Origin of the sequence: Thalassospira lucentensis (genome assembly GCF_050516545.1) — a bacterium.
GTDB lineage: Bacteria > Pseudomonadota > Alphaproteobacteria > Rhodospirillales > Thalassospiraceae > Thalassospira > Thalassospira lucentensis_C.
Genome location: NZ_CP191544.1, coordinates 4,028,408 through 4,041,292 on the forward strand (window position 1 = coordinate 4,028,408; position 12,885 = coordinate 4,041,292).

At 52.4% G+C, this 12,885-nt stretch carries 9 protein-coding genes and 1 riboswitch; of the genes, 4 read left to right on the top strand and 5 right to left on the bottom strand.

Annotated elements, in window-relative coordinates; all coding sequences use genetic code 11:
- Positions 1 to 5: 5 nt before the first annotated feature.
- Positions 6 to 124, bottom strand: a riboswitch (TPP riboswitch).
- Between the two features lie 124 nt (positions 125 to 248).
- Complete coding sequence (locus tag ACQ0MK_RS18525; RefSeq protein ID WP_430473861.1) at positions 249 to 2,648, bottom strand: Tex family protein; 2,400 nt, start codon at positions 2,646 to 2,648, stop codon at positions 249 to 251.
- A 249-nt stretch (positions 2,649 to 2,897) separates the two neighbouring features.
- Here ACQ0MK_RS18525 and ACQ0MK_RS18530 point away from each other — a divergent pair, with 249 nt between their 5' ends.
- Both ACQ0MK_RS18530 and ACQ0MK_RS18535 read left to right on the top strand, forming a co-directional pair.
- Positions 2,898 to 3,164, top strand: coding sequence for a DUF1674 domain-containing protein (locus ACQ0MK_RS18530; RefSeq protein WP_430473862.1), 267 nt, complete (start codon positions 2,898 to 2,900; stop codon positions 3,162 to 3,164).
- Positions 3,165 to 3,364: 200 nt separating this feature from the next.
- On the top strand, positions 3,365 to 4,288 hold the full coding sequence (locus ACQ0MK_RS18535) for a hypothetical protein (RefSeq protein WP_430473863.1): 924 nt from the start codon (positions 3,365 to 3,367) through the stop codon (positions 4,286 to 4,288).
- Between the two features lie 98 nt (positions 4,289 to 4,386).
- On the opposite strand, the gene ACQ0MK_RS18540 is transcribed toward ACQ0MK_RS18535, so the two are convergent.
- The 4 genes from ACQ0MK_RS18540 to ACQ0MK_RS18555 form a co-directional block, all read right to left on the bottom strand.
- Positions 4,387 to 4,716 (bottom strand): hypothetical protein, encoded by a 330-nt coding sequence (locus tag ACQ0MK_RS18540; RefSeq protein WP_430473864.1) that lies wholly within the window; start codon positions 4,714 to 4,716, stop codon positions 4,387 to 4,389.
- On the bottom strand, positions 4,713 to 7,007 hold the full coding sequence (locus ACQ0MK_RS18545; RefSeq protein WP_430473865.1) for an FdhF/YdeP family oxidoreductase: 2,295 nt from the start codon (positions 7,005 to 7,007) through the stop codon (positions 4,713 to 4,715). Before ACQ0MK_RS18545 ends, ACQ0MK_RS18540 begins: the two co-directional genes overlap by 4 nt.
- Before the next feature lie 177 nt (positions 7,008 to 7,184).
- Complete coding sequence (gene rpe / locus ACQ0MK_RS18550; RefSeq protein ID WP_430473866.1) at positions 7,185 to 7,850, bottom strand: ribulose-phosphate 3-epimerase; 666 nt, start codon at positions 7,848 to 7,850, stop codon at positions 7,185 to 7,187.
- 131 nt (positions 7,851 to 7,981) lie between these two features.
- Positions 7,982 to 9,328, bottom strand: coding sequence for an RsmB/NOP family class I SAM-dependent RNA methyltransferase (locus ACQ0MK_RS18555; protein ID WP_430473867.1), 1,347 nt, complete (start codon positions 9,326 to 9,328; stop codon positions 7,982 to 7,984).
- A gap of 220 nt (positions 9,329 to 9,548) precedes the next feature.
- On the opposite strand from ACQ0MK_RS18555, the gene ACQ0MK_RS18560 reads away from it, so the two are divergent.
- Both ACQ0MK_RS18560 and ACQ0MK_RS18565 read left to right on the top strand, forming a co-directional pair.
- On the top strand, positions 9,549 to 10,562 hold the full coding sequence (locus ACQ0MK_RS18560) for an MraY family glycosyltransferase (protein WP_430473868.1): 1,014 nt from the start codon (positions 9,549 to 9,551) through the stop codon (positions 10,560 to 10,562).
- Positions 10,563 to 10,691: 129 nt separating this feature from the next.
- Positions 10,692 to 12,677, top strand: a complete 1,986-nt coding sequence (locus ACQ0MK_RS18565) for a polysaccharide biosynthesis protein (RefSeq protein WP_430473869.1) — start codon at positions 10,692 to 10,694, stop codon at positions 12,675 to 12,677.
- Positions 12,678 to 12,885 lie beyond the last annotated feature (208 nt).

Here is a 12,885-nt window from a genome sequence, read left to right on the forward strand (position 1 = left end):
GTTGGTGACAGCGTTCGCACCGTCCCTACGCCAGTATGAACTGGATCAGGTTCAACGGGTCACTGCGCTGATATTTCACACGGCAGTTTCTCAGCCCCCTGACGAGGCTCCCCTTGGTGAAGCTGCAAAATGGGGTTTTCCGCGCTTTGTGTCAATTGACTGCATAGGTCACGGGAAAATAAAAAGGCGGCGGGATGGTTGATACCCAATCGCGCCGCCTTGATGATGTTCAGCTTTGCTGTTGGCCGTTATTTACGGCGTTCCATCGCGGCCTTAAGGGCGGCTGCCATCGCACCACCGGCGTCACCGCCGCCACTGCTGCTATTATTTCCAGCATTGCCACGGTTCGGATTGGCCTGATTGTTGCGCGAACCAGATGATTGTTGGCCGCGATTAGCATTTCCACCGCGTGGGGCGGTGCTGCGCGGATCAGTGCGTTGTTCGGTGCGGCGTTCGCGGGTTGCTTCGTAATCCGGGTCCGATTTCATCGAAAGCCCGATCCGTTTGCGCGGGGCATCGACTTCCATGACGGTGACGGAAACAATCTGCCCGGCCTTGACCACCTGACGGGGGTCTTCAACGAATTTATCGGCCAGTTGGGAGATGTGAACAAGGCCGTCCTGATGAACACCAATATCAACAAATGCCCCGAAATTGGTGACGTTGGTGACCGTGCCTTCCAACCGCATGCCGGTTTTCAAATCCTTGATTTCATTCACACCATCGGTGAATTTCGCGGTTTTGAATTCCGGGCGCGGATCACGGCCGGGTTTATCAAGTTCGGCAATAATATCGCGGATGGTCGGTACACCGAATGTGTCATCGGCATAGTCTTCGGCCCGAAGGGTTTTGATAAAGGCCGAATCCCCGATCAGATCGGCAAGCGATTTGGAGGCTTGCGCACCGATCTTTTTCACCAGCGGATAGGCTTCGGGGTGAACTGCCGATGCATCAAGCGGGTTGGCAGCACCACGAATGCGCAAGAAACCGGCGCACTGTTCAAACGCCTTGGGTCCAAGACGTTCGACCTTTTTCAAATCTGTGCGTGATTGAAACGCACCATTTGAATCGCGATAACCGACAATATTGCGCGCCAGTGTTTCAGTCAGGCCTGCAACACGGGTCAAAAGCGGGATCGATGCAGTATTAAGATCAACCCCAACCCCGTTCACGCAATCTTCAACCACGGCATCAAGGGAACGTGCGAGTTTGGTTTCTGATACGTCATGCTGATACTGACCAACCCCGATGGATTTCGGTTCGATCTTGACCAGTTCGGCCAGCGGGTCCTGCAAACGACGGGCGATGGATGCCGCCCCACGTAGCGATACGTCCAGATCAGGGAATTCTTCGGCGGCAAATTGCGACGCGGAATAGATCGATGCCCCGGATTCGTTGACGATCACTTTGGTTGCCTTCAATGCCGGGAACCGTTTTAGCATCTGACCGGCAAGATCATCGGTTTCACGCGAAAATGTGCCATTGCCAATGGCGATCAGTTCGATCTGATGGCGGGCGGCAAGGGCAGCCATGGTGTTAATCGCCCCTTCGACATCATTGCGCGGCTGGAAAGGATAAACCGTTGCGGTATCGACCAATTTGCCGGTGGCATCGACCACAGCAACCTTAACCCCGGTACGTACCCCCGGATCGAGACCCATGGTGGCCTTTTGACCGGCAGGGGCCGCTAAAAGAAGGTCTTTGAGGTTATCGGCAAAGACTTTGATCGCGTCTTCTTCCGCACTGTCGCGAAGCGTTCCAAATAGATCAAGCTCGATCGACAGTGACAGTTTCACCCGCCAGGTCCAACGAACCGTATCGACAAGCCATTTATCCGCAGCACGCCCTTGATCCCTGATGCCGACATGGGTCGCAATCATAATCTCGGCACGGCCTTGTTCGCCGCGTGGTCGGGCTTCGTCTTCTGCCCCCAGGGTCAGTTTAAGCTGTAAGATATCTTCGTTTCGACCCCGGAACAAAGCAAGTGCGCGGTGCGACGGGCAGGTTTTGATTTTTTCGGAATGTTCGAAATAGTCCGAGAATTTTGCACCCTCGGCCTGTTTGCCTTCAATCACACTTGCGGTGATTTCACCGTCATTCCACAGACGATCACGCAGTTTGGCGACAAGGTCGGCATCTTCGGCAAAGCGTTCCATCAGGATCTGACGCGCACCATCAAGGGCGGCTTTGGTGTCTTCAACGCCCTTATCCGAATCGACAAATTTTGCCGCCTCGGTTTCCGGGTCCAAGGTCGGATCGTTAAACAGGCCATCTGCCAATGGCTCCAGCCCGGCTTCACGCGCAATCTGGGCCTTGGTGCGGCGCTTTTTCTTATAGGGCAGATACAAATCTTCAAGGCGCGTCTTGGTGTCGGCCTCGTTGATCGCGGCTTCAAGTTCCGGGGTCAGTTTTTCCTGCTCGCGGATGCTTTCAAGGATCGATGACCGACGGCTTTCAAGTTCGGTGAGATACCTTAAGCGTTCTTCCAGCGTGCGAAGTTGGGTGTCATCAAGCCCACCGGTTTTTTCTTTGCGGTAACGGGCGATAAACGGAACGGTGGAGCCTTCATTAAGCATTTCAATGGTGGCAATGACCTGTTCCGGACGAACCGAAAGTTCTTCGGCGATACGCTGGGGAATTGGACGCATGGTTTCTCCTTTTTTTGCTCGTATGCTTGGAATAGCGGCTTTGACACTGATCGGAAAGAGTCAGTTTTCGCCAAAATTTCGCCAAACCGCATATTACGATTCTCTCTTTGATTCCAAGGGACTGAAATCCCATGCGTTTTGCGTGGTTCGGCTGCTATGGGACCAAAGCTTGCCCATCGGCGTTTTGGACGCTATTTCTTTGGCAAATGTGAAATTACGGGGCGATACGCCCAAAGCAGGAGAATTCGAATGGCCGGAAAGTTCCGCGAGACCGTCATTCATCAGGTGCCAAAAGAAAAGGCCGAACCAAAGGCCGACACGGCCAGGGATGACACAACAGGCGAGATCGCCGGTGCGGATGCCACACCACAACTTTCGCAAGATGCCATCAACGCACTAGCAGAAGCCAAGGCGTTCAAAGAAGCGGCCAAGGCCCGCGAAATCGGCGGCCCCAAAGGCCCGGAACCAACCCGCTTTGGTGATTGGGAAAACAAGGGTCGTTGTATCGATTTCTAGGTTTACTGCTCGATGTCAGCACATAGAAAACTACCTAATGAATTCATTAGAAAAGGTTTGTTTATCAAAGTTGTGCAACTAACCAATTTAAATCAGAGCTTCCGTGTGTTGGTATGAAAAGAGACAGACCAATCGATAAACTTAGAAATTCTGCAGCCACCATTAGAGTCGGAGGGGATGATAGCTCTGAGATAGTAGGCATGTTGTCAACTAGTGATGGCTTGTATGTGCTAAGGGCAAGCTCGGTTCATAGAGTACGACTAGCAGATGAAATCGATCCAGACCGCACGAACATATCCATTCCAAACGTAAGCCAATCCGTTTTGGATGAGGGTAGTAACAACGATATTGTTGCGACTATTTTATTGACGGCAAAAGAGTTGTTCGATCAGCAAAACGCCACGGTCTCAGATAGCACAGCTTTAATATTTGATCGATGCGTCGACCTAACAAAGAAGATGCTTGATCTTGATAAGTTGGCTTCACAGATTTCTGATGAAGTTAGTAGTAAAATCAATTTGGGTACCGAGGAGTTCACGTCGGTCCGTTCGGTTCACATCCCGTCCTGTCCGGGGTTGGAGAGCCGAGTTTTGAGTGTGATATTGCAGGCCGACAAGGTGCGAGAGGCATTGTTGGGAATCTGCAAGTCGGAGTGGATTGATCCCTCCACCAAGAATCCAAAAATTGAAGATATTGATAAGGCGGCTCGTCGTCATCTTGAATTAGAGACAGATTTGGAAACTAGTTGGGATGATATCCTAAATTATCTTAGGCGGTTACGGGATTACAGAAATGCCTGTGAGCACCGGAAAGACGGGCAGGTAGTAGTAGTTGATGATTTCTCTGTTCAATCTGACGGTACTGTTCGACCTCCCGTTATTGAAGTGCAGCACAAAGTAAGTCCTTTGCCACGAGTGTTAGTAACAGATTTTGTCTCCGTCTTAAGGCAGGATCTGTTGATGTGTGCTGAGTTGATCTTAGTCATGATAGGTACTTCCCGACTGTCGAAAATTAGCCCAAATAACGTAGCAATTTTCCAGTTCCCGGAAGAAGAGCGTAGGCATAAATTTGTTAGGTTTTACCGAGCAATAAATATAGGGGGGCATTGGCATATCTTGGGTTGATAAGATGTTGCAATAACAAGAAGGCAAGGTTCATGGTTATCACCAGCATCAGATCAACCATGGCCACGACATATTCAACAGCACTTGAGTACATCATCTTAGGTCGCCAAACCGTCTCGCAAGATATCACCATACTTTTCCACGCTTTCGCTCGGTTCGTAGTAGGTGCGCAATGTCCGTTCGTCGCGCTTTATCAATTCGAGAACATCACCTAATTGTAAAAGCGCATTAAGTTCGCGCAGGACAAGCGCATGGGCAAGGCCGAGAAGGCGGGCAAAGGTCCGGCTGTCGCGGGCAATATCGTGTTGGGCCGCGATGATGATGCCCGCCTGTATCGGGGTGAGTTCCGGTTGCATAGCACAAAGGCGCGCAACCAGATTCATGAACTGTTCGCTATCGGGCGGGGTTTCGGGTGCTGTTCGGGTCACGCCGCCGTGCCTGTGTGAAATGACACCATGACGGATTTTGATGTTGGTGTGTCGCTTTGATCCCCGGAACTGCCAAGCGGAACCAACACATTGAGTTCGGGGTAATAGCCCGCAACACTGCCACGCGGAATGTCGTATGAAACGAACCGGAAATCGGCTGCAATCCGTTCAACATTGTCGTGATATTCACCAACAACATTCACCCGATCACCGGATTTCGCACCAAGGGCAGCAAGATCGTCCGGGTGAATGAAAATGACATTTCGTTCGCCGTAAACTCCGCGATAGCGATCATCAAGGCCATAAACCGTCGTGTTGTACTGATCGTGTGAACGGAATGTCTGAAGCGCGAAGCTGGTTTGCGCGGTACGGGCCTTTTGATGCACGGTTTGGGATGGCAGGGCCCCGGCAAAGAAATTGGCCTTGCCCGATGGGGTATTCCATTCCCGATGAGATGCCGTGTTGCGCAGATGGAACCCGCGCGGTGTGCGCAGACGGGTGTTATAGTCATTAAAGCCGGGAACGGTTGCCTCGATATGGCTGCGGATGCGTTCATAATCATCGGCAAGGGCCGCCCATGACACGGTTTGGGTGCCAACAGTTGCCTCGGCAATACCGGCGATGATGCCGACTTCGGATAAAAGATGCGGCGATGCCGGGCGATTGATCCCGGCGGACCCGTGAACCATGCTCATGGAATCTTCGACACTGACGACCTGCGATTGACCTTGGGAATTCAGATCAATTTCGGTCCGGCCAAGGCAGGGCAGAATAAAGCTGACCTCGCCTGGCATAAGATGCGAATGGTTGGGCTTGGTTGCGATATTTACTGTCAGTTTCAGGTTCTTAAGCGCCTTGGCAACAAGTGCGCTGTCCGGCGTTGCGCGGGCAAAATTGCCACCAAGGCCAATGAATGCCTTGGCACTGCCATCAAGCATCGCGCCAATCGCGCCCAGAACATTGTGGCCGTGTTTGCGCGGTGCAGTGAATCCAAACTCTTGTTCCAACGCATCAAGGAAGGCATCCGATGGTTGTTCATTAATGCCAACCGTGCGGTCGCCCTGAACGTTGGAATGTCCGCGCACCGGGCACAATCCGGCACCGGGTTTGCCGATATTGCCGCGCAGGAACATGAAATTGGAAATTTCGCGGATGGTCGCAACAGAATGCAGATGCTGGGTAATGCCCATTGCCCATGTGCAAATTACCCGTTCGGCCGATATGTAAACCTGTGCGGCCTGTTCGATGTCGTGGCGTGATAACCCAGATTGATCTTCGATTTCATCCCAACTTGTTGCATCGACAGCGGCACGATAATTAACAAAATCGGCGCAATGTTCGCTCAGGAAATCATGATCAAGCACGGGTGGGCTGTTTGATGCGATGGCGGCATCTTCGGCGGCAAAGACTGCCTTGCTCATACCGCGCACAGCGGCCATGTCACCGCCCAATAAGGGTTGGTAATAGTGGCTTGCGATATCGGTTGATCCGCCATGCAGCATTTCAAGTTTGGCCTGCGGGTCAGAAAACTTTTCCAGACCGCGTTCACGGACCGGATTAAAGACAACGATATTTGCCCCGCGAATGGATGCCCGGCGAAGGTCGCCCAGCATACGCGGATGATTGGTGCCGGGGTTCTGCCCAAGCACGAAAATGGCATCGGCCTTTTCGAAATCTTCCAGCAAGACCGTGCCTTTGCCAACGCCAATTGCCTGACGCAGGCCGACACCACTTGCCTCATGGCACATGTTCGAACAATCGGGGAAATTGTTGGTGCCATAAAGACGCACAAACAACTGATAAAGGTAGGCTGCTTCATTGCTGGCCCGACCGGATGTGTAAAATTCGGCCTGATCCGGGGAATCCAGGCTTTTAAGAATATCGCCGATTTCGGCAAAGGCATCTTCCCACGCGACAGGAAGGTATTTGTCGCTTTGTGCGTCATAGCGCATCGGGTGGGTCAGACGTCCGTTTAATTCCAACTCGTAATCGGAAAGTCGGCTTAGTTCAGAAACGGTATGTTTTTCGAAAAAGGCCGGGGTCGCACGTTTTTCTGTTGCTTCCCACGAAACGGCTTTGACGCCGTTTTCGCAAAATTCAAAGGAAGATCCATGCGCGGGATCGCCCCATGCACAGCCGGGGCAATCAAACCCATTGGGTTGATTTGCCTTAAGCATCGCGCGTGCACCGGACAATGGATTCCCGCTTTGCAAAAGCTGCTTGCCGCAACTTTTAAGCGCGCCCCATCCGCCAGCCGCCGATGATTTTTTTCCAATAAAGCTTTCGTTCATACAGGCATCTATTTGCGATATCGCAAATTAGGTCAAGTATGCATACCTAATGGGGTGATAGAAAAAATTTATCAAACCCTTAAAGCTTATTCTTAAATGCGGATAAAAATCATTACGGCCCGAAACCACCTGTTGGGTTTCGGGCCGCATTAAGATCGGCATTGCTGTATGCGGGGATTATGCGCCGCGAATTGCCTTGATATTGTTGGCGTATTCTGACGGGCCGCCTTTGAATGTGGCTGACCCGGCAACCAAAACATTTGCGCCTGCTTCAATCACTTGCGGGGCGATTTCCGGGTTCACGCCACCATCGACTTCAAGGTCTATATCGCGGCCGGTTGCATCAATCATTTTGCGGATGCGTTTGATCTTTTCTAATTGGCTTGGAATGAATTTCTGACCACCAAAGCCGGGATTAACGGTCATGACCAGAACCAGATCAACCATGTCCATGACATACTCGATGATATTTTCCGGGGTCGACGGGTTCAGCGATACACCAGCCTTTTTGCCCAGCGACTTGATCAACTGCAATGAGCGGTGCAGGTGCGGGCCCGCTTCTGCGTGGATGGTGATGATGTCAGAACCGGCATTAGCGAATGCTTCGATATATGGATCGACCGGTGCGATCATGAGATGCACGTCAAACACCTTGTCGCTGTGCGGGCGAAGTGCCTTTACCACGTCCGGGCCAATGGTAATGTTTGGCACGAAATGGCCATCCATCACATCAATGTGGATGTAATCTGCGCCGGCTGCGTCAACGGCGCGGACATCAACGCCAAGCTGGGCGAAATCGGCCGAAAGGATCGAAGGTGCGATTTTAATGTTCGAGGTGGTCATCTCATCGGTCCTGAAACACTGCGGGATATGGGAAATTCGGCCTTCTCATAACCCAAATCGGCTGCCCTGTCACCCGAATGGGACGTCATGGCAGCCTTGTGTGCATGGAAAACAGGTATGGTGACTCGAAATCAGGACTTTTTGACAAGCCGGGCGCAGAAAAAGCCGTCCATGCCGCCAAATTCGGCCATATGGATTGGCAAAACGCGCAATTCGCCTGCTTCATTGATCGCTTCATCCCAGCCGCCAAGCTCATCTGCGGTGATGGCTTTGCGTTCATAATTGGGATGGTCGGCCAAGAACGATTTTACCTGATGCTCGCCTTCTTCGGGTTGCAGTGAACAGGTGCAATAGATCAGTTCACCGCCAACATTTAGAAGTTTGTCCGCCTGATTAAGCAGCTTGGTCTGGATTGGCAGAAGCGAGCGCATCAATTTGTCGTTTTGGCGCAAAAGAATATCAGGGTGGCGGCGAATGGTGCCGGTGGCCGAACAAGGTGCATCCAAAAGAACCGCGTCGGCACGGGGGGTGTCTGGTGCCAGATCGGTGGCATCACCGATCACAACTGCTGCACCGAGTTCAACCCGTTCAAGATTTTCATAAACGCGCTTTAAACGGCCTTCGGATTTATCAACCGCAATGGCACTTGCGCCAAGGGATGCCAACTGCATGGTCTTGCCACCCGGAGCCGCACACAGATCGTAAATGGTTTTGTCTTTATAGGCAGAGAAAAGCGTGGCCGGAATGGCCGCAGCCGCATCCTGAACCCACCAATGACCATCTTTATAGCCCGGCAAATCACGGATACGACGACCGCTTTCAAGGCGGACCGATCCGGTTGGCAGAACAAGGCCATCCATTTTCTCTGCCCAATCGGCGGACTGGTTGCGATCCTTGATGGATAAATCCAGCATGGCGTGGCCAAGGCTTGCCTCGGCAATTTCCTGTGCAACCTCGGCACCATAGGCCTTTTTCCAAGATCCACGCAGCCATGCGGGGATGTTAAGCTGCCAGTCTTCAACGCCTTCGGGCCATTCAAACCCGTCGCGTTGCAGTCCACGCAGAACCGCATTCACCAGTTTCACATATTTATGAAGTCCGGCATCGCGGGTCAGGTTGACTGTACTATCAACCGCACCGTAATCAGATGTGTCCATAAAGAACAATTGTGCGACACCAAGACGCATGATGTTGGTCAGGCGGGCGGCAACGCGGTCTTGTGGTGGTTGATAACGCGGGGCGAGAACCGCATCAATTTCGCCCAAATGGCGTAACGTGGTGCCCAGCAAATGACGCAGGAAATTGCGATCAAGCGATGGCAGGCCAAATCCATGTTTTGACAGAAGTTCGTCCAGCGTTACTTCGCCGCCCCGCAATTCCTGCAACGTTTTCAGTGCAAGCATGCGTGGATCGGGTGCCTCAACCGCCTGATGGCGGGAGGCATTGCGCTGTGGCGGACGGGAACGACGTTCTGTCAAAGGGATATCTCCGGTTTTATGGTATGACGTGTAGTTAAGGCCGCGATAGCAAAGTGTAAAGCACCAAGCGTCTGTTCATGCAGCATGGCTGCCTTGTTCTGCAGGGTGTTTCCCATCTGATTGACAAACCATTGGGGTGAAAAGCCTTGCGATGAAAACCCGGCACGGCTAATCCAGACAGACGATTTTGACCGGGACACGGACAAGGACAACCCAAACGATGACTTTCGCCGGACTTGCGACCTTTTCCAGCATTTTTCTGATTAGCTCGATGTTGCTGACATGGGGGGTGCTGAACTATCTGCGGCGCAAGGCGATCCTTGATATGCCAAACCATCGTTCCAGCCATGCGGTGCCAACCCCACGTGGCGGTGGGCTTGCTGTAACGCCGCTTTTGATCGTTCTGGTCGCGGTGGTCTTTATCCATACCGGGGTCAGCGCAATCAGCCATTGGCTGATGCTCGCCGCGGCTGCTGGGCTTGGTTTGTTAAGCTGGTTTGATGATCGCCATGACTTGTCGGCAGCCATGCGGTTTGCGCTTCAGTTCATTGCGGTGATCATTGGGGTGTTTGCCCTTGATAAACCGGTTTTGGGCGGGGCTGTGCCGATTTGGTTGGATCATGTGTTGGTGGTGTTTGCCTGGGTCTGGTTTATCAATCTGTTTAATTTCATGGATGGGATTGATGGCATTTCGGGCATTGAGGCCGGATCAATCGGGCTTGGTGTTTTCATTCTTGCCCTTTTGGTGCCAGTGACAGAATTCGTCGGGGCTGGATATATCGGGCTTGGCATAACCGCAATCATGATCGGCTTTTTGATCTGGAATTGGCATCCGGCAAAACTGTTTCTTGGCGATGTTGGATCGATCCCGCTTGGCTTTATTCTAGGTTGGGTATTGCTTGATATTGCATCAAATGGGGCATGGGCGATCGCGCTGATCCTGCCGTCTTATTATTTGTTTGATGCGACTTATACGCTGATCAAGCGCGCCCTTCGTCGGGAAAAGATTTGGCAGGCGCACCGCGAACATTTTTATCAGCAGGCGACCCAGCGCGGCCTGTCGCATGCCAAGGTCTCGACGATGATCGGGGTGAGTAACCTTATTCTGATCGGGGTTTGTTTTGCGCAAAATGACACACCCGATGGCCTGCGTGTTTTTGCCGCCCTGTTTGTTGTTCTTGGCCTGATTGGCATGATGGTGCGCATGCCCGTTAAGAGTGTGCCGGACGCATAAGCATTGTTAAGGATTGCGTCGATTGCTTGACTTGTTTTCAGGTGGGCGCGAAAAGAAAGCCTTATCCGTCTGATCACCAGCGGGTATATCCTTTATAAATAAACATAGAAAACTGCCGCTAGGGACCGCATGTCGCGCATTTTACAGCGAAGCCATATCGCCTTTGTCCATGATATCTTCATGGCGGCAATTTCCTTCCCACTCGCACTTTATTTGCGGGTTGGCGATGGCGTGCGCTTTTATGCGATGGAGAACATTCTGTTTTCGTCGGGCATCTTTACCCTGATTGCCGCCGTTTCATTCTGGTATTTCGGCCTGTATCGCGGCATTTGGCGCTATGCGTCACTGAATGATTTAACCCGTATTGCCAAAGCTGTTTCTGTAGCGGTCGCCGTTCTGTTTGTTGTGCTGTTTTTGACAACCCGCCTTGACTGGATGCCGCGTTCGGCACCGATTATTCAGTGGTTCCTGTTGATGGCATTGTTGGGTGGATCGCGCCTGACATACCGTATTGCTAAGGATAAATCGACCGCACGTGCGCTTGTGCGTCAGGGCACAACGCGTCTCAGTGTGTTGTTGATTGGGGCCGGGGACGAAGCTGAAGCCTTCATCCGCGAGACCGAACGTTCAGCCGATACACCGTTTAAAGTCGTCGGGATTGTGTCGCTCACCGACGGGCGGGTTGGCCGCAATATGCACGGCGTGGATGTTCTTGCCACGGTCGATAAGCTTGAAGACGTCATCAAAAAACTCGAAATGAGCCGGCATGGCCTGCCGCGCCGACTGGTTCTGACCGGCGATGCCCTGCGCCATGAAGACAATGCCAAATGGGTCGAGATTGCCGATCGTTATGGCATGACGCTGGCCCGGTTGCCGAAGCTGGGTGATCTGCGCGAAGGCCTTGCCGATCCGCTGCAAATTCGCCCGGTGGCGATTGAAGATTTGCTGGGGCGCCCACAAGCCCGCCTTGATCGCGACCGCGTGCGTGAAATGATTGGTGGTAAGAGGGTTTTGATCACAGGGGCAGGTGGCTCCATCGGGTCAGAACTGGTGCGCCAGATTGCATCTTATGGTCCGGCCAGTGTGACATTGGTCGATGCCGGGGAATATAATCTCTATGCCATCGATATGGAGATGGCGGAAAAATATCCTGATTTACCGCGCGAAAGCATTCTGGGTGATGTCCGTGATCGCACCCGTATTGCGAAGGTCTTTGAAGAAATCTCGCCCGAAATCGTTTTCCACGCTGCGGCCTATAAACATGTACCGTTGGTCGAACATAATCCCAACGAAGGCATCCTGACCAACACGCTGGGCACCCGTAATGTCGCCGAGGCCTGCCGTGCCGCCGGTGTGGGCACGATGGTTTTGATTTCGACGGATAAGGCAGTAAATCCGGCCAATGTCATGGGTGCATCGAAACGTTTGGCGGAATGTTATTGTCAGGCGCTTGAGACCTTGCCTGCCGATCAACGCGGGTCAACGCGGTTTGTTACGGTTCGATTTGGCAATGTGTTGGGATCGACCGGATCGGTCGTGCCGTTGTTTAAGCGCCAACTTGAAGCGGGTGGGCCGCTGACTGTCACCCATGAAGGCATCACCCGTTATTTCATGACCATTGCCGAGGCGGTGGAGCTTGTTTTGCAATCAGCCGAACTTGGCCGTCATGGTGTGACCGATGGCGGGAAGATCTTTGTTCTTGATATGGGGCGGCCGGTTAAAATTATTGATCTGGCCCGTCAGATGATCCTGCTTTCCGGGTTGCAGCCGGGTAAGGATGTCGAGATCAAAGTCACCGGATTGCGGCCGGGGGAGAAGCTGTATGAAGAGCTGTTCCATGATTCTGAACCGCCCGCGCCCACCGATACGGATGGTGTGATGTTGGCGGCCCCGCGGGTTGTTGATTACGCGTTGATCCAAAAGGTGTTTGACGCCCTTGAAGACAGTGCAACCAGCCGGAATACCCACAAAACGCTAGAACTCATAAGCCAGTTGGTGCCGGAATTCCAGCCACCAGAAATCGGTGTGAAATCGATTTTCGCCAAAGACACCGATAGCGTGTCACAAAATGCACCGGTTGATGCTTTGGATAAGGCAGCAGGCCGTTCGGCTTAAACTCGCGATTGGTTTCGAAACCACGCCCTCCAGAACATTACCTTGTTAGACCGTGGAAGTTCATTCTTTGATGGAATGAATTTGTGCGGATTTGTCGTTTGTCATCGCCATTTATGAGCAATATTTTGCGATCAGAATGACAAATGGGAATGACCTTGATGGCAGGGTCATTAGAAACCCCACCTCAATTCCGTTTTTTGGAGGCCAA

Bases quoted from the DNA above. Each gene is read 5' to 3' on its own strand.
- ACQ0MK_RS18525 (WP_430473861.1), bottom strand. From the start codon at position 2,648: ATGCGTCCAATTCCCCAGCGTATCGCCGAAGAACTTTCGGTTCGTCCG.
- ACQ0MK_RS18530 (WP_430473862.1), top strand. From the start codon at position 2,898: ATGGCCGGAAAGTTCCGCGAGACCGTCATTCATCAGGTGCCAAAAGAA.
- ACQ0MK_RS18535 (WP_430473863.1), top strand. From the start codon at position 3,365: ATGTTGTCAACTAGTGATGGCTTGTATGTGCTAAGGGCAAGCTCGGTT.
- ACQ0MK_RS18545 (WP_430473865.1), bottom strand. From the start codon at position 7,007: ATGAACGAAAGCTTTATTGGAAAAAAATCATCGGCGGCTGGCGGATGG.
- rpe (WP_430473866.1), bottom strand. From the start codon at position 7,850: ATGACCACCTCGAACATTAAAATCGCACCTTCGATCCTTTCGGCCGAT.
- ACQ0MK_RS18560 (WP_430473868.1), top strand. From the start codon at position 9,549: ATGACTTTCGCCGGACTTGCGACCTTTTCCAGCATTTTTCTGATTAGC.
- ACQ0MK_RS18565 (WP_430473869.1), top strand. From the start codon at position 10,692: ATGTCGCGCATTTTACAGCGAAGCCATATCGCCTTTGTCCATGATATC.